The organism is Micromonospora sp. NPDC048830 (genome assembly GCF_043198215.1).
GTDB lineage: Bacteria > Actinomycetota > Actinomycetes > Mycobacteriales > Micromonosporaceae > Micromonospora.
Genome location: NZ_JBICUP010000009.1, coordinates 172,064 through 189,932 on the forward strand (window position 1 = coordinate 172,064; position 17,869 = coordinate 189,932).

Annotated in this window: 8 protein-coding genes and 1 pseudogene; all 9 read right to left on the bottom strand. The window is 74.7% G+C overall.

Features of this window, described 5'->3' with window-relative positions:
* Positions 1–2: 2 nt before the first annotated feature.
* Positions 3–1,181, bottom strand: coding sequence for a 4-hydroxybenzoate 3-monooxygenase (pobA, locus tag ACGFIZ_RS11560; protein WP_393418249.1), 1,179 nt, complete (start codon positions 1,179–1,181; stop codon positions 3–5).
* Positions 1,178–2,362, bottom strand: coding sequence for a macrolide family glycosyltransferase (locus tag ACGFIZ_RS11565; RefSeq protein ID WP_393418251.1), 1,185 nt, complete (start codon positions 2,360–2,362; stop codon positions 1,178–1,180). Before ACGFIZ_RS11565 ends, pobA begins: the two co-directional genes overlap by 4 nt.
* The gene (locus ACGFIZ_RS11570; RefSeq protein ID WP_393418253.1) at positions 2,359–7,173 is read right to left on the bottom strand and encodes an amino acid adenylation domain-containing protein; all 4,815 of its coding nucleotides are present in this window, start codon (positions 7,171–7,173) and stop codon (positions 2,359–2,361) included. The genes ACGFIZ_RS11565 and ACGFIZ_RS11570 overlap by 4 nt, the downstream gene beginning before the upstream one ends.
* 25 nt (positions 7,174–7,198) lie before the next feature.
* Positions 7,199–9,307 carry a condensation domain-containing protein gene (locus tag ACGFIZ_RS11575; protein ID WP_393418255.1) on the bottom strand — a complete coding sequence of 703 codons (2,109 nt, stop codon included), beginning with the start codon at positions 9,305–9,307 and terminating at the stop codon, positions 7,199–7,201.
* On the bottom strand, positions 9,304–14,853 hold the full coding sequence (locus ACGFIZ_RS11580; RefSeq protein ID WP_393418257.1) for an SDR family NAD(P)-dependent oxidoreductase: 5,550 nt from the start codon (positions 14,851–14,853) through the stop codon (positions 9,304–9,306). The genes ACGFIZ_RS11575 and ACGFIZ_RS11580 overlap by 4 nt, the downstream gene beginning before the upstream one ends.
* The gene (locus ACGFIZ_RS11585; protein WP_393418259.1) at positions 14,850–16,334 is read right to left on the bottom strand and encodes a class I adenylate-forming enzyme family protein; all 1,485 of its coding nucleotides are present in this window, start codon (positions 16,332–16,334) and stop codon (positions 14,850–14,852) included. The genes ACGFIZ_RS11580 and ACGFIZ_RS11585 overlap by 4 nt, the downstream gene beginning before the upstream one ends.
* Positions 16,331–16,927 (bottom strand): chorismate--pyruvate lyase family protein, encoded by a 597-nt coding sequence (locus ACGFIZ_RS11590; protein WP_393418261.1) that lies wholly within the window; start codon positions 16,925–16,927, stop codon positions 16,331–16,333. The genes ACGFIZ_RS11585 and ACGFIZ_RS11590 overlap by 4 nt, the downstream gene beginning before the upstream one ends.
* Before the next feature lie 145 nt (positions 16,928–17,072).
* Positions 17,073–17,363 (bottom strand): annotated as a pseudogene (locus ACGFIZ_RS11595) (class I SAM-dependent methyltransferase); the annotation flags it as partial.
* 42 nt (positions 17,364–17,405) lie between these two features.
* Positions 17,406–17,783 carry a DapH/DapD/GlmU-related protein gene (locus ACGFIZ_RS11600; protein WP_393418263.1) on the bottom strand — a complete coding sequence of 126 codons (378 nt, stop codon included), beginning with the start codon at positions 17,781–17,783 and terminating at the stop codon, positions 17,406–17,408.
* Positions 17,784–17,869 lie beyond the last annotated feature (86 nt).

A 17,869-nucleotide genomic window follows, 5' to 3' on the forward strand; every position in this document is an offset into this window, starting at 1 on the left:
CCTCAGGAGTGGTCGTACGGCAGGCCCACGTAGTTCTCGGCCAGGCTGGTCGCGGCGGCGACCGACGACACGGTGTAGCGGAGCTGAGCCAGTTGCAGGCGGTGCTCGAACGGGTCGCCGTCGGGGAACCGGTGCAGCATCGAGGTCATCCACCACGAGAAGTGCTCGGCCCGCCAGACCCGGTGCAGGCGACGCTCGCTGTAGCCGTCCAGCAGTTCGGTGGACCGCCGCGACAGGAAGGGGACCAGTGCCCGGGAGAGGTCCAACGCGTCGGCGACGGCGAGGTTCATGCCCTTCGCCCCGGTGGGCGGCACGATGTGGGCGGCGTCGCCGGCGAGCAGCAACCGGCCGTACCGCATCGGCTCCGTCACCACGCTGCGTACGGACGTCAGCCCCTTCTCCAACACCGGCCCGGATCGCAGGTCGAACCCGTCGACGGCGAGCCGGACGGCCAACTCGTCCCAGATCCGGTCGTCCGGCCAGTCCTCGATCCGTTCGTCGGCCGGCACCTGCAGGTACAACCGGGTGATCTCGGGCGAGCGCATGCTGTGCAACGCGAACCCGCGATCCGAGTACGCGTAGATCAGCTCGTGGTGCGACGGCGGCGTCCGGGCGAGGATGCCCAGCCAGGCGAACGGGTACTCCCGCCGGTAGGTCCGCAGGGCGCCGGGCGGAAACGCGGTGCGGCTGACCCCGTGGAAGCCGTCGCAGCCGGCGACGACGTCGCAGGCGAGGGTGCGGGCGGTTCCGCCGGCGTCGGTGAAGGTGACCCGGGGCCGGTCGCCGGCGGGATCGTGCACCGACACCTCGTCGACGTCGAACAGGATCGATGCGCCGGCCGCCTCGCGGGCGTCGATCAGGTCCTTGACCACCTCCTGTTGCCCGTACACGGTGATGGACCTGCCGGTGAGGTCGGTCAGCGGAATGCGGTGGTCGGCCCGGTCGAAGCGTAACGACAGGCCGTGGTGCGGCATCCCCTCCCGGTCCAACCGACCGCCCAGGCCCGCCGCCCGCAGCAGCTCCACGGTGGAGTGTTCGAGTACGCCGGCCCGCACCCGCCGCCGCACGTGCTCGCGGCCGCGGCGTTCCAGCACCACCGTGTCGACGCCCGCCCGGTGCAGCAGGTGGGCCAGCATGAGTCCGGCCGGCCCGGCGCCGATGATTCCGACCTGGGTTCTCACGCGTCCACCCCAGCTCGGGACCGGCAGCGCCGTTCCAGGGCGTCCGCCGCGGCTCGCGCACCGCCCGCGCCGCGCACCGCCTCCCGCATCCGGGCGAGCTGCCGCCGGTAGCCGCCGGCCCGGGCCACCCGCTCCACCGCGGCCCGGAGGGCGGCCGGTGTCGTGGCGGCCCGGTCCAGGTGGACCCCCAGGCCCAGGTCGACCACCCGCTCCGCGGTCACCGCCTGCTCCGGCGTCTGCGGGATCACCACCATCGGTACGCCCTGGTGCAGCGCCTCCATGGTGCTGCCCATCCCGCCGTGCGTGACGAAGGCGGCCGCCTCGGCCAGCAGTGCCACCTGTGGGGCGTGCCGCAGCACGGTCAGGTGCTCCGGCGCCGGTGGCGCCGGACGGCCCCCGGTGGACAGCACCACCCGCCAGTCGCCGCCGTCGAACGCCGTGGCGCAGATCGGCAGCAGCTCCGGCCAGTCGGTGAAGACCGTGCCGAGCGACACGTACACCAGGTTGCCGGCGGGGTCCGCGACGCGTGGCTGGTCGGCGGTCACCGTGGGGCCGACGAACGCGTACCGGCCGTCGAACGTGTCCGCGGCAGGATGGAACTCACGGGTGGTGAAGACGACCGTGACGGGTTCGGCATGGAAGAACAGGGCGGGCAGGGGCAGCCGCGGGGTCCCGTACCGGTCGGCGAGGCGGCCCAGGTCGCCGTCGAACACCTCCATGGCCGCGGGAATCCGTGGCACGGTCCGCCCGTGTGGCCCGGCGAGGAAGGAGAAGTGCTCGTTCGACGCGTACGTGGTGCACAGCATCGCCGCCGGCACGCCGGCCACCTCGGCCACCAGTCGCCCCCACACGCACAGTTGGTCGTAGACGACCACCGTGTCGGGGCCGAGCTCCCGTACCCCGTCGAGCACCCCGGGCAGGACCTCGACCGCGGCGGCGGCCAACCGGGCCGGGATCAGCGCGAGGGTGACCAGCGGGTCGGTGTCGGCCGGGAGGCGCGGATCCGGCGGCGGCGTGGGGATCTCCCGGAACTCCGCGCCGGTGTCGGCCACCGCGTCCCGGAACTGCGCGGTCAGCCAGTAGGTCACCCGGTGGCCCCGGGCCACCAGCTCCCGTGCCACCGGCAGCGTCGGGTTGACGTGCCCGTGCATCGGGGCGATCAGGAAAGCCAGCTTCGTCAACGGATCCCCTTGTCGGCGGTCGCCAGTTCGACCAGCGCGGCCAGCCGCGCCAGGGTGGGTTCGGCGAGGAACTCGGTCAGGCTGACCGGCACGCCGAACCGGTCTCGGGCCTGCCCGACGACCACGGCCGCCGCCAACGAGTCGCCACCGAGTGCGAAGAAGTCGTCGTCGGGTGCCGGGCGGGCCGCCAGCAGCGGACCGACGATCTCGTCCGCCAGCACCGCGCCGACCCCCTCCGGATCGCCGTACGACGGGTCGGGTCGGCGGGCGGCGACCGGCGGGGGTGCGGGCAGCCGGGACCGGTCCACCTTGCCGGTCGGGGTCAACGGCAGCTCGTCGAGGTGGACCACCCGGTCGGGCAGCATGTAGTAGGGCAGCAGCCGGCCGGCGGCGGCCCGCAGTTCGGTGAGCCCCGGGACCGCCGGGCCGGTGAGGTAGCCGACCAGCATCGGTGCCCCGGTGTCGTGCCGCCCGAGTTCGACCACCGCGCGCGTCACCCCCGGCACCGTGCACAGCGCCGACTCGACCTCGCCCAACTCCACCCGGTATCCGCGGATCTTCACCTGCCGGTCGAGCCGGCCGAGGAACTCGAGGTGGCCGTCGTCGTTCCAGCGGGCCAAGTCGCCGGTGCGGTACATCCGGCTGCCCGGCACCCCGAACGGATCCGGGACGAACCGCTCGGCGGTGAGCGGGTGGCGGCCGAGGTATCCCCACGCCAGCCCCGGCCCGGCGACACACAACTCGCCGGGCTGCCCCGGGGCGACCAGCCGCAGCTCCGGATCCAGTACGTAGGCTCGGTGGTTCGGCATCGGCCGGCCGATCGGGGGCACCCGCCCGTCCGCGGGCCGCCGGCACCGCATGAGCGTGACCGCCACCGTCGTCTCGGTCGGGCCGTACCCGTTCCAGAACTCGCGGTCCGGGCGCTGCCAGGCATCCACCAACGCCCCGGCGGGCGGCTCGCCGCCCACCGACACCAGACGCAGGTCGGGCAGCCGGTCCGGGTCGAGCGACGGCATCAGCGCCGGGGGGAGTTCGGCGACCGTGACCCGCCGGTCGGCCAGCAGCCGTTGCAGCCGCTGCGCCGACAGGCGGTCGTCGTCGTCGACGAGGACCACGGTGGCGCCCGCCGTCAACGGGGCGAACAGGTCGAACACCGAGACGTCGAAGCTCAGCGCGGCGTGGGCGAGCACCCGGTCGCCGGGCCGGATCCGGTACGCGGCGTTGATGTGGGTGACGAAGTCGACCACGGCACGGTGCGGTACCACGACCCCCTTGGGTACCCCCGTGCTTCCCGAGGTGTAGAGGACGTACGCCGCATCGGCCGGATCGGCGGCGACCGTGACGCCCCCGAAGGCGGTGGACAGCGGGCGGGCCGGGTCGAGGGTGAGCAGCGGCGCCGGGCCGGCGGACAACCGGCCGGCCAGCGCGGCGCCGGTCACCCCGGCCGCGATCCCCGCGTCGGTCAGCATGAACCTGAGCCGCTCGGCCGGCAGCGCCGGGTCGACGGGCAGGTACGCCGCGCCGCTGGCGAGGATCCCGAGTACCGCCGCCACCATCGACGGGCCGCGCGGCAGGCAGAGCGCCACGATGCCGCCGGGCCGTACGCCGAGGGCAGCCAGCGAGCGGGCGACCTCCCCGGCGGCGTGCCAGAGGTCGGCATAGCTGGTCGGCTGACCGTGGAAGTCGACGGCGGTCGCGTCGGGGGACCGGCGCACGTTCGCCGCGATCAGGTCCATGACGGTGCCGGGCGGGGTGTCGGCACTGCCGCCGTCACTCCAGCGCAACACCGCGCTGATCTGGTCGGGCCGAGGTCGGTCCGGCCGTACCGGCCCGGGTTCCGGTGCCGCGCCGGTCGGACGGTCGTCCGGGCGTGCCGGGCCGGGCCCACTTCCGGCGTGCAGGCCGGCGCGCAGCGCAGCGCGGTCCCATCGGCCGTCCGGCCGCCGCGGCAGGCGCTCGACAGCGGTCAGCACCGCCGGCGCCAGCGTGGGTGGCAGCACCTGCCGCAGCAGCCGCGACACCGTCGCCGGGTCGGGTCCGGGCCGTTCGACGGGTTCGAACCAGCCGAGCGGCCGGCCGGCGTCGTCGGTGAGCACCAGTGCGGCGGCGATTCCGGGCAGGTCGCCCAACGCCTGGCCGGCCAGGGTCGCCTCGGCCCCGTCCCGGTCGTTGCCCAGCAGCTCCAGCGTGCCGTCGGCCCGAACCCGGGCCCGGTCACCGGTGCGCGATCCACCATCGAGGCAGAGGCGCCCGGATGCCCCGTCGGGCACCGGCTGTCCGACGGCATCCAGCAGGCGGACGTGAACTCCCGGAAGGCGCCGCCCGATCGGCGCTCCCCGGGCACCGGTCAGGACCCGGTCGGCGCAGGAAGCGGCCGGCGCCGGTGCCGGGGCCGAGGCCGGTGCCGAGGCCGAGGTCGGTGCCGGTGCTGCCGGGTCGCTGTCCTCCCCGCCCAGCCGCGCGACACACACGACGCCCGCCTCGGGCGTCGGGGCGTAGACCAGGTGCGCGCGTCCGGCCCGCTCGGCCAGCGCGGTACGCAGGTGGGCCGACGGCGGTTCGCCCACGACGACCGCGCACCCGCCACGCCAGCCGTCCGCGATCAGGTCCAGCCAGTGGCCCGGCGTGCCGATCATCGTCGCCGGCCCGGTGGACTCGACCGCACCGAGGAGGACACAGCCACCGACGGTGAGCGGGGCGAGCAGCGACCACGCCGGCGCCCAGGGCTGGGGTATCCGGCAGGCGACCTCCGCCCCGGGCGCCAGCGCCAGTTCGTCCGCGACGGCGGCGGCCCCCGCCGAGATCACCGGCCGGCCGACCGGCACGCGCACGTCGTCCCCGTCACCGGCGGGGGCCCACCACCCGGTCACCCCCGGCGCGCCCGGGCCGCCCGCGGCGGTGCCGACCCCGCGTCGCTGGTCCGGCGCCACGACGTGGGGCGCCTCGGTACCGCGCCGCGGGCCCGCGGCGGGCGGCGCGACGACGCCGTTCGCCACCAGCAGCCGGGCACCGCTGGCCCGCAGTCGCGTCTCGTCCCAGGTCGCCGGGTCGGCTATCCAGCAGGCGCCGTGCACGTGCAGCACCGCGAGCACCGCCACGACGAGGTCCACCGACGGCTGGCCCAGAATCGCCACGGTGTCGCCGGTATCGGTGTCGATGTCCTCCGCGAGGCGCGTGTACCGGCGGACCAGTTCCGCGTAGTCGCACGCCCCGTCCGGCGCGCGGACGGCGACGGCGGACGGCCACCGGTCGGCGGCCCGCCGTACGGCGGCCAGCACGTCCGGCGGATCCCGGCGCGGCGTACCGGCGGCGTCGCCCGCCCACCCGCCGGAGCCGCCCCCCTCGCGATTCGCCGCCGCCCCCGACTCCGCGCGGGCACCGTCCGCGCCGGCACCGTCCGCGCGGGCCGCGTCCGTGGCGGCGCCGGCTCGATCCGGTACGCCGGTCAGGGGCAGCCGCACCGAGCCGAGGGGCGCATCCAGGTCCGCGGCGAGTATCGCGGTCAACCGCTGGTACCGCCGCAGCGTGGCGGTCATCGCGTCGTCGTCGAAGCGGTTCGCGTCGTAGTCCAGTCGGGTCCACACGCCGTTCCCGGGCAGCGTCACCGAGACGGCCAGCGGCACACTGGTGTGTTCGACCGCCCGTAGCAGCGCCACCTCGACATCGCCCTCGGCTGCCTCATCCGCCGTGCCGGCCCTGGCGCCACCGGCGGCCCGGTCCCAGAAGCCCTGGAAGGCGAGGACGCTCTCGAACAGGGCGTCACCGCGCCGCATCCCCGACTGCGCCTGCACCAACGGGTGCGGGCTGTGCTCGTGCCGGCTCAGCTCGCTCAGGCCCTGCTGCACCTCGGTGAGCCAGCGGCCGACCGGCATGTCCCACCGGACGGCCAGCCGCAGCGGCAACGTGTTGGCGTACATGCCGACCCGGGTCTCCATCGCCGGCAGGGGAGCGCCCCGTCCGGCCAGGGTGACACCGAACGTGACGTCGTCGTGGCCGCTGTACCGGGCCAGCAGCAACGCCCAGGCCGCGTGCGCCAGCGTGGCGGGCAGGATGCCGCGCTGCCGCAACCTCAGCAGGCGTCCGGGCAACTCCGGGTCGTACCAGGTCGACTGTTTCCGGCGGTCGTCGACGCCGGCCTCCGGCGGGGTGAACCGGCCGCGCCGGTCCACCCCGAGCGGGGTGGGGATGCGCAGGTCGCGAAGCCGGGAACGCCAGTACCCGACCGACTCGTCCCCGGGGCGCCCGGCCAACCAGCGGACGTACTGGCCGAACGGGGGCGCGTCGGGCAGCCGGGCCGGCCGGCCGGACACCGCCGCGCGCAGCCGCTCGGCCAGCTCGCCGGACAGGAGGGCCTCGCTCCAGCCGTCGAGGATCAGGTGGTGGTCGGTGACGGCGACGAGCAGCCGGTCCTCGCCGGTACGCAGCACCGCCACCCGCAGCAGCGGCGGGACGGTGAGATCGAAGCCGGCGGCCCGGTGTCCGGCCAGTATCCGGTCGAGGCGCGCCTCCACCGTGGCGGCGTCCGCCCCGCGCAGGTCCTCGGCCTGCCACGGCAGCGGTACGTCCGCCCACACCACCTGGACGGGGCGGCTGACGTCCTGCCACACGAAGCCGGTACGCAGGGCGGTGTGCCGCCTCAGCGACGCCTCGAACGCGGTGTGCAGCATGGTGGCCGTGACCGGGCCGGTCACCTGGTAGACGTGCTGCTGCAGATGCTGACCGGCGTGCGGGGCCGCGAGGGCGTGGAACAGCATCGTCTGCTGCAGCGGCGTGAGCGGGTAGATGTCCTCGATCGCGGGGCCGCCGGTCACCGCGTCGCCCTCCGGCTGCCGCAGGTCACGAGTGCTGGTCGCCGCGGCGTGGCCGACCCGAGGCGGCCGCCAGCCGGGCCATCATCCGGTCGAGCTGATCCTGCGACAGACCGGAGTCGGGGAAGTCGCTCGCCCGGTGGCCCCCGGCGTCGGTCGTGGCCGGGCCGGCCGGCTCGGTTCCGGTGCTGCCGGCCCGGTCGGAGCCGCCCGGCTCGGTTCCGGTGGTGCCGGCCCGGTCGGGCCCGCCCGGCTCGTGCGGGGCGTCGGCCGGCGGCTCCGTCGCCGGGTCGTCTCCCTCCCGATCGTGCCACTGCCCGGGACCGTGGTCCCGTGCCGGCACCACCGCCGCCGGCAGCCGTGCCGCCCGGGCCAGCTCGGCGACGCTCTGGTGGAGGAACACGTCGCTGGGCAGGATCTCCAGGCCGGCCTCGGCGGCGAGGCCGACCAGGCGCAGGCTGGCCACCGAGTCACCGCCGAGCGCGAAGAAGCTGGTGGTCCTGTCCACCGACGGGTGGCCGAGGACGCGGCCGAAGATGCCGGCGAGCACCTCCTCGACCTGGTCCAGCGGTGGTAGCCCGATCCGGGCCTGCTCGACCGGTGGCACCGGGTGCGGTGCACCCGATGTCGTCGGCTCGTCCGCCGGCAGCCCGGCGTCCGGGCCCGGCGCCGGATCCCGGGTCGCCACCGCCAGGTCGACCCCGTCCAGGTCGACCCCGTCCAGGTCGACCCCGTCCACGTCGGCCCCGTCCACGTCGGCCCCGGCCGAGGCGATCTCGGACGGGTCGGCCACCGGGAGGGCGGTGACCGGGGTGCGCGGGTCGGCGAGCGCGGCGGACAGGACCCGGCGCAGCTGGCGGGGCAGCCCGCGGGCGCTCCGGTCGGCCAGCAGCCCTCGCCGCCACTCGACCACCACCTGCAGCCCGCCGTCGGGGCGCTCGTTGAAGGTCAGGAACAGGTCGTACTTGGCGGTCCCGTTGCTGAACTCGGTGCCCTCGGACAGGAACGCCGGCCGCCCGGCCGGTGTCGGCGGCGGTACGGGGACCATGTTGATCCCCACCTGGAACAGCGCGGTCACGCCCGGGGTGCGGCTCCGGGCGACCGCGCTGACGATCCGTTCGAACGGGGTGTCCTCGTGGGCCAAAGCGTCCTGGACGGTACGCCGGGCACGGGCCAGCAGTTCACCGAAGGGCGGATCGCCGGACACGTCCATCCGCAGGACCAGCATGTTGACGAACAGCCCGACCACCCGGCGGAGCTCGGCGGTGGGCCGGCCGAGCACCGGCGTACCGACCGGCAGGTCCGTGCCGCCGGTGTACCGGTTCAGCAGGACCGCGTACCCCGCGAGGAGCACCGCGAACACGGTGGTGGCGTGCGTACGGGCGACTGCTCGCAGGTCGTGGACGAAGGCGGCGTCCCAGTCCTCGGCGTACCATCCGCCGCTGTCGAGACCCTGGGTCGGGCGGCGTCGGCCGGGCGCCAGGTCCACGGTCGGCAGGTCCGCGAGCTGCGCCCGCCACCACTCGAGCGACTCGGCCGCCCTGGCCTGCTCCTGCTTCTTCTGCTGCCACACCACGTAGTCCAGGTACTGGATGCGCAGCGGCGGCAGACCCGGATCGGTGCCGTCGGCCGCGTGGGCGTACAGCGCGGCGAGGTCCTCGGTCAGCACGCCGATCGACGTCGCGTCGGCGACGATGTGGTGCACCACCAGGATCATCACCTGCGTGTTCTTCGGCAGGTGTACCAGCCGGACGCGCAGCAACGGGCCGGCGGCCAGGTCGAACAGGGCCGCGGCGTCCCGCTGGCGCAGCTCGGCCAGCCGGTCGCGGGCCTGCTCCCCGGTCAGGTCGCGCAGGTCGCTCACCGAGAGGTCCACCTCGCCGGCCCGCGGGGCGATGGCCTGGTGCAGCGATCCGTCCCGCTGGTGGTGGAACGTGGTACGCAACGCCTCGTGCCGGTCCACCAGAGCGGTCAGCGCGGCCCGCAGCGCATCGGGGCGCAGCGGCGCCGCCGGACGCAGCTCGACGTTGAGGTTGTTCAACGGCCGACCCGGATAGATCTGTTCGAGGAACCACAGTTGCCGCTGGGCCGACGACGCGGGGAACAGCGGCGCGTCGACCGACTGCTGCCCGGTCACGAGCGCCTCCTCGGCACCACTTCGATCTCCGGCTCGTCCGGCTCGGCACCGGTCCGGGCCGTCTCCACCGCCGCGGCCAGACCCGCGACCGTCGGTGCGTCGTACAGCGCCCGCATCGGCAGCTTCACCTCCCAGACCTCGCCGAGCCGCCAGACCAGCTGGACCGCGACGAGGGAATTACCGCCGAGTTCGAAGAAGTCGTCGTCGACGCCGATGTCCGGTACGGAGAGCATCTCCGACAGCATGGCGCACAGCGCCACCTGCACCTCGCCCGTCGGCGCCCGGTACGGGCCCAGGCCCTCACGCCCGGAGTGGTGCGGCGCCGCGGCCGGGGCGGGCGCCGCCACCGTGGCGCTCGCCCGGTGCCGGACGTCCCGGCGGATCTCGTCGACGCCGAGCACACCGACCGCCACCTGCGGGCCGAGATCGGCGGCGACCAGCCGGCGGAGCGCCTCGGCCCCGTCGGCCGGACGGATCCCGACCTCGCCGGCCGGGCCGGTCACCGCCGCCGGGGCCGTGACCTGCGGGGCAGCAGCCGGCGCGTCGGCCACGGCCAGCGGGTCGTCCGACACCCGGCGCAGGGTGAAGTCGGTGATCGCGACCACCTCCCGGCCGGCGGCGTCGGCGATGCTGAAGTCCGCGCGCAGGATCTCCCGCTCGGCGTCACCACCCCGGTGCCGCAGGTGGCTGGTGATCCGTTCGGGCAACGGCCCGCGTACGACGATGCGGCCGTAGCCCAGCGGCAGGTACCGCTGTTCGGCCGGTACGCCGTACCCGGCGCCGAACGCGGTCGCCTCGTCGAGCAGGGCCGGGTGCAGGGCCAGCACACCGATCTCGGCGGCGACCAGCGGGCGCGCGGCCAGCTCGGCCAGCTCCTCGCCGTCCCCGGCGTACGCGGCGCGCAGGCTGCTCCAGTGCGGGCCGAAGCTGAGCATCCCGCCGCCGGTGGGCATCTCGGCGTGCTGTCGGGGCGCGCAGCGGGCCCGTACCGCGGTGGTGTCCACGGCCGACGGTGCCTCGTCGGCGGCCCGGCGGACGGCGGCGCGGGCACACGGGTGCACGCCCGCGGCGGTGCCGCCGGTGACCGTCGCCGTGCGGCTGCCGTCCTCCGCCGGGGCGGACAGGGAAACCTCCACCCGCACCTCGGTCCCGTCGGGGACCGTCAGCGGCGCCTGGAACAGGACGTCCCGCAACTCGACCGGGCCAGTGCCCGCATCGGTGGCGGCGACGAAAGCCGCACGGATCAGCTCCAGCGCCGCCGTGCCGGGCAGCACCGGCTCGCCGAGGACGCGGTGCTCGTCGAGCACCCAGTGGGTTTCCGGACCGAGCGTCCCCCGCAGGACGACCTGTCCGGTGGGAAACCGCGTCAGCTCGGTCAGCCAGGGGTGGCCGTGGTAGGGCACGCTTCCCGCCCGGGCCGCCATTCCGACCTCGACCCAGCTGCCCCAGTTCACCGAGACCGTCCGCGCGGCGAAACGGAGCGGACTGCGCGCGTAGGCGTCCATGAAGGCGTTCGCGGCGCAGTAGTCGACCTGCCCCAGCCCACCCGCGAGCGCGGTGACCGAGGAACACAGCACCACGACGTCGAGCGGCAGCGTGGCGAAGACGTCGGCCAGCGCGACCAGCCCGTCGACCTTGGGGGCGAGGACCGCGGTGGCGTCGGCCGGCAGCTTGACCTCGATCATCCCGCCGCCCGGGACACCGGCCGCGTGGATCAGCCCGTGCACGGTCCCGAACCGGTCGAGCACCTCGTCGCGGGCGCGGGCGAGCTGGCCGGCGTCCGCGACGTCGCCACGTACCAGCAGCACCTCGCCGCCCAGTTCCCGGATCCGCCGGGCGGTGCGGATCACCCGGCTGGTGGCGTCGGCCGGGTGGGCGGCCAGCCATTCGTCCCACCGGGACTCGGGCGGCGGCTGCGTACGGGCCAGCAGGGCGACCCGGGCGTGCGCGTGTTCGGCGAGATGCTCCGCGATGGCCAGGCCCAGACCCCCGGTGCCGCCGGTGATCAGGTACACGCCCCCCTCGACCCAGCCCGGGCCGGCGAGCGACTCGGGGCGCAGCCGTACCGGTTCGATGGTGGGCAGCCAGCGCCGGCCACGCCGCAGCGCGACCAGTTCGTCGGTGGCCGGATGGGCGATCGCGGCGGCCAGTGCGGTGACGGGCCCGGCCAGGGCCCGCCCGTCGTCGGGAAGGTCGGTGTCGAAGAGCCGCCAGGCCACCTCGGGCAGTTCCACCGGCCCGACCCGGCACACCCCCGCCGCCACCGCCAACTCGGGCGCCAGCAGGTCGGTCCCGTCGACGTCCTGCGCGTGCGCCGTGCACACGTCCACCCGCAGCCCGGCGCCCCGCTCCTCGGGGGCCTGCTTCCCGGCGATCTGCGCGACCCGTTCCTCGGCGACCGCCTGGGCCAGCGCGAGCAGCCCGTAGAAGCAGCGCCGCAGGCCCTCGGCGACCCGGTCCGGGTGCAGCCCGTCGGCCGGCCCGGGCGGCGGCAGCAGCCCCCACGCGGCGACGATCCGGTGCGGTGTGGTGCCGCCGGCGCGCAGCACGGCCAGCACCCGGGCGTGATCCTCCCGGGAGGTCGGGTCCACGGTGAACACGTCGGCCGCCGGTCGGGCGTAGCCGGCGCCGATCCGTACCCGGACCAGGTCCGCGCCCCGGGCGGCGAGCGCGTCGGCGAGCAGCTCACCGGGCGGATTGTCCGGGCAGAGCAGGAGGACCCGTTGGCCGGTGAGCGCGTCTTCGGCGGGGGCCGGCACGCTGGCCTGACGCCAGCCGGGCACCTCGAACCAGTCCTCCAGCGCCAGCGGGCCGCTGCGGGACGGCCGCGCCGGTCGGTCCGCGTCGCGCTCGACCCAGTACCGCTTGCGCTCGAACGGATAGCTGGGCAGCGGGACCCGCCGGCGACCCGGCTCGCCGAGCGCCGTCCAGTCCACCTCGAGGCCGCGCAGCCACCCGTTGCCCAGCGCCGTGAGCACGGCGACCTGGTCCGATTCCGCCGAGGCCTCCCGTGGCCTCGGCAGGCTGGGCGTCACCAGCAGGTCGGTGCCCTGGTGCCCGGCCCGGACCAGGTCGACCAGGGTACGGCCGGGGCCGACCTCGATGAGCGCCCAACCGGGCCCGGTCGGCGGCCCACCACTGGCCGGGGCGCCGAGCAGCCGGTCGACGCAGGCGGCGAAGCGGACGGTGCCGCGCAGGTGTTCGGCCCAGTAGCGCGGGCTCGTGGCCTGGGCGTCGGTGATCCAGTCGCCGGTCACGTTGGACAGGAAGGACATCCGCGGGGGCCGCAGGGTGAGTTCGGCCAGCAGGTCCGCGTACTCGTCGAGGATCGGCTCCATCATCGCCGAGTGGAACGCGTGCGAGGTGCGCAGCGCGGTCGAGGCGACGCCGCGCCCGGCCAGTTCCGCCGCGAACTCGTCGATCTCGGCGCAGGGGCCGGCGACCACGCACCGGCCGGGCCCGTTCACGCCGGCCAGGTCCAGCGTGTCCGGCAGCAACGACCGCAGCCGGTCCTCGTCGAGCGGTACGGCCAGCATCGCTCCGGCCGGCATGGACTGCATCAACCGCCCTCGCGCGGCCACCGCCCGCAACGCGTCCGGCAGGGTGAACACGCCGGCCAGGCAGGCCGCCACGTACTCGCCCACGCTGTGCCCGATCATCGCCTTCGGGCGTACCCCCCATGACTGCCAGAGCCGGGCCAGCGCGTACTCGACGGCGAACAGCGCCGGCTGGGTGAGCCAGGTCTGGTCGAGATCCGACTCGGCGCCGTCCGCCGTCGGGTACAGCACGTCGCGAAGATCCCGGCCGAGATGGTCCCGGAGCAGCTCGGCGCACTCGTCCACGGCCGCCCGGAAGACCGGGTACCGCTCGTACAGGCCGCGGCCCATGCCGGGGTGCTGGGCGCCCTGCCCGGAGAAGAGGAAGGCGACCTCGGGCGGGGTCGAGGCGGCGTACCCGGTGTGCAGCCGGGTCGCGCCGCCGGCGCCCTCGGTGAGCGTGTACGCGGCCTGGTAGGTGTCGGCCGCCACGAGGAACGCCCGGTGGCGCAGTTGGCGCCGCCCGACCTGCGCGGTGTACGCGACGTCCCCGATGTCGACCTGGTCGTGTGTGGACAGGTGCTCGCCCAGCCCGGTGACCACCTCCGCCAGCGCGGTTTCCGTGCGGGCCGACAACGGCAGCAGGACCGGGCCGCTGGTGCCGGCCCGGGGGGTCACCGGTGGCGGCTGTTCGACGATGACGTGGGCGTTCGTGCCGCCGATGCCGAACGCGCTGACGCCGGCCCGCCGGGGCCGGCCGCCGCCGCGCCAGGGCGTGAGCGTCGACACCACGCGGAACGGGCTCTTCGCGAAGTCGATCCGCGGGTTGGGCCGCCGGTAGTGCAGGGTCGGCGGGATCAGGCCGTGCTGCACGGTCAGCACGGCCTTGACCAGCCCGGCGATGCCGGCGGCGCTGATCAGATGCCCGATGTTGGTCTTGACCGCCCCGAGCCAGCACCAGCCGGTGTCGGTGCCGTCCCGCCCGTACACCTCGGCCAGCGCGGCCACCTCGACCGGATCGCCCAAGGCGGTCGCCGTGCCGTGCGCCTCGACGTAACCGACGGTGCGCGGATCCACGCCGGCCGCGTCCAGGGCCGCCGCGATCGCCTCGCGCTGGCCGGTGGCGCTGGGCGCGGTGAAGCTGTCCTTGGCGCCGTCGTTGTTGACCGCCGAGCCGAGGATCGTCGCGTACACCGTGTCACCGTCGCGCAGCGCGGCCGACAGCGACTTGAGCAGCACGGCGCCGGCTCCGCTGCCCCACAACGTGCCGTCCGCGTCGGCGTCGAACGCCCGGCAGTGCCCGTCGTGGGACAGCACCCCGCCCGGCTGGTGCAGGTATCCGTAGCCGTGCGGGACCAGCACGTTCGACGCGCCGGCCAGCGCCATCTCGCAGTCGCCCGACCGCAACGCCGCGCAGGCCGCGTGCAGGGCCACCAGCGACGTCGAGCAGGCCGAATTGATCGTCATGCTCGGCCCGCGCAGGTCCAACGCCCAGGAGACCAGCGTCGAGACGAAGTCGTGGTCGTTGGCGATCCCGATCGACATGCCCTCGGCGGTCGCCTCGACGGCCTGCGGCACCAGGTGGTGCTGCAGGTATCCGTTGGCGCCCACGCCCGCGAAGACGCCGATCCGGTCCGGGTAGCGGGACGGGTCGTACCCGGCGTTCTCCAACGTTTCGTGGGCGATCTCCAGGAACAGCCGCTGCTGCGGGTCGCGCAGCTCGGCCTCGCGGGGGCTCAGACCGAAGAACGCGGGCTCGAAGCGGTCGATGTCGTCGAGCACCGGCGCCGCCGCAACGAAGCCGGGCTGGTGGACGATGTGCTCCGGCACGCCGGCGGCGATCTGCTCCTCGGCGCTGAACCGGCGTACCGATTCGACGCCGTCGACGAGGTTGCGCCAGAACTCGTCGACCGACCGTGCGCCGGGGAACCGGGCGGCCATGCCGACGACGGCGATCGGCTCTGGCCGGCCGTGGGCCGGGCCGACGGGTCCTTGGTGGTCGGCGTTCATCGGGACACCTTTCGGCTGGGATCGAGCGCCGAGGGGCCGTCGGGTGGGTGGCCGGGCGAGGGCGCGTCCTGGGCCGGCGCGTCGCTCCGCGGCCCGGCGCCCGTCGTCGATCCGCCCGCCAGCAGCCCGGAGACCAGCAGACCACGCTGAGGCTTGCCGGTCCGGGTGCGGGGGACCCGGTCCAGCCGGACGAATCGGCGGGGGAGCTTGTACGGCGAGAGCAGCTCACCGAGGTGGCGGCGTAGTTCGGCGTCGGTCGGGCTACGGCCGGCGACGACGAAGCCGACCAGTTCGTCACCCGTCGGCCCGGGCACGCCGGCCACCACGCAGTCGGACACCCCGGGGCACATCCGCAGCGCCTGCTCGACCTCGACCGGGTCGACCTTCTTGCCCGCCACGTTGAGCCGCTCGGTGGCCCGACCGGTGACGTGCAGGTTGCCCCGCTCGTCGAGGTACCCGAGGTCCCCCATGCGGCGCCAGCCGTCCCGGTCGCGGTCGGCGGGGCCGAGCCAGCCGCGATCGCGCCGGCCGTCCCGGGCCGCGGTGTCGGGCGGGGCCTCCGGGCCGGGCGGGGCGGTCGGGTTGGCCAGTCGGCGGGTGGCGATGACGCCGTCCGCGTCCACCCGCAGCTGGGTGTCGGCGAGCGGTCGACCCACGCCCTCGTCCGGCTCGCCGCGGCCCAGGGTCAGCTGACCGTCCTCGGTGCTGCCGAGGTGGGAGAGCAGTGGCAGGCCCGTGGCCTGGTGCCAGGCCCGCGCGACCTGCGCCGGAAGCGGTTCACCCGCCGCGACGCAGCGACGCAGCGGCAGGTCGCGGACGTCGTCCGGAACGCGGGCCAGCTCCTGGGCGTAGAAACCGTAGAGGTACGGCACCGACAACAGAACGGTCACCCGTTCGTCGCGCAGCCGCCGCCCGAACTCGGCCGGCCCGAGCATGCCCGGCATCAGCAGCACGGTCGACCCCGACAGCAGTCCACCGAGCACACCGGCGGCCAGGCAGTATCGATGGTGCAACGGCGTACCGCACCAGATCACGTCGTCTTCGCGGTATCCCGCGGCCTCGGCGAACGCGAGCGCGTTGGGCAGTACGTCGAGGCGCCAGTCCAGCGGGACCACCTTGGGCAGGCCGGACGTCCCGGACGTGCACAGCGCCAGCCACTGTGGCCGGTCGTCGTCGTGGTCCGGGGTCAACGCCTCGACCCGGTCGCGCTCCCATCCGGTCGTCTGCGCATCGATCACCAGCACGCTCTGCCCGGACACCGCCCGGGTCAGCAACGCGACCACATCGGACGCCGCCCCGGACACCGGCAGCAGACCCACGCCCGTGACCGGTCGGGAACCGGCGGCCGCCAGCAGATCGTGGAGCTCGCGGTACGTCACCTCGCCGTCCGTGCCGCGGACGGCGACCCGCGCCGGGTCGACCCGGGCCACCCGGGCGACCACGCCGGTCAGTTGATCCAGCTCGGCGGACCGGTTCGTCACAGGAAGCTCTCGGTGATCAGCGCGACGGGTTGTCCGCCGTGCACCACCCGGTAGGCGCGCTGCAGCACGTGCCGGCCATCCGGCATCGGGTACCAGTCGGGGACCGGTCCGGCGCCGAACCACAGCAGCTCGCGGCGACTCTCGATGCCGCTGGCCGTCAGCGCCGCGCCGAGCCCCGAGGGGAACCGGTCGATGGCGCCGCCGAACCCGGCCGGCAGCCGGGACGGCACCAGCAGCGACTCCGCGACGACGTACAGCGCGTCGGAGACGGCTCCCCGCAGCGCCACCCGCCGACGGAATGCGGTGGCCGCCGACGCCACCCCGAGCCAGTGGGCCTCCGCGGCGCACACCCGCACGTCGCCCTGGCTGACCGGGCGGGCGGCGATCGGCTCCAGGTGGTACGCCTCGAGGGTGGTGCTCACCATGCCGTCGGTGGCGAGCAGGCAGCGATGTCCGGGATGGAGACTGCCCACCGGCACATCGAGGAGCCCGACCGGTCGCCTGGCCTGTGCGACGAAATGGCGGGTGAACAGCGCCTCGGCGTCGTCCCCCGCCGGCCGAGCGCCGAGGGTCACCCCCGTTGCCTCTCGCATCGCTCTCCCTCGAGTAGCCCCGGGTGCACAACTTGCCAAACGCGTCACATCCTGGCAAGCGCGCGAGCCGTCCCGGAGTTGGGGTCGTCGATGATTTCCGGTGCGGACAGGTAGCACATGATCATTTCGGACGGTGACGCGCGTCGAGCTTGTCCATCGATCCAAGCTGGTACTTGCCGTTCGGATGGGTTGCCTTCGCGTGGGCGATGAACTCGGGGACCATGTCGATTCCCTGCGCGTCGACGCCCAGCGAGCGAAGGTGGTCGGTGATATGGCCAGGTCCGCAGCCCAGATCGAGCACCGTGCCAGGCCGGCCCGACAGGTGTCGCCCGATGAAGGCCAGGTCATCGACGTGTACCTGCCGGCTCGTACCGAACAGCTCGATGTAGAGGTCCGCGACGGACGCGTACGCCCGCCCAACGTGCTCCGAGTTCACCGCTTGACTCCCTGACCGAGGACATCTTCACCGCTGAGGCCGTCACCAACGTCGGTGCACGGTGGCCTTGCCGCCGGTCACCAGGCTTGCCGGCGGAACGTCGTCGGCCACGACCGCACCGGCGGCGACCACGGCGTCACGGCCGATGCTGACGCCGGGCAGGATGGTGGCACCGGCGCCGATCCACACGTTCTCCGCCACGTCGATGGGCGCGCCGCTGAGCCACCCCCGTCGCTCCTCAGGATCGACCGGGTGGCCGACGGTGATGAACGTGGCCTTCGGGCCGACCATCACGCGCTCGCCGAGCCGGATGCCGGCGTAGTCCAGGAACGTGCAGTTCTGATTGTTAACGATCCCCACGGATAAATCCGGGGGATTTTCCTCCGGGGCCAGGCCCTGGATTCCCAGCTCGGACCGCACCTGATCCACCGTCCCGGAAGGAGGCGATCAGATGTCTTACGTCGTCGGCACTGGCACGGTCGCGTTCGGCCGTGGCGAGGATCGTC

Coding starts and splice junctions, on each gene's coding strand:
- ACGFIZ_RS11580 (WP_393418257.1), bottom strand. CDS start 14,853: ATGAACGCCGACCACCAAGGACCCGTCGGCCCGGCCCACGGCCGGCCA.
- ACGFIZ_RS11590 (WP_393418261.1), bottom strand. CDS start 16,927: ATGCGAGAGGCAACGGGGGTGACCCTCGGCGCTCGGCCGGCGGGGGAC.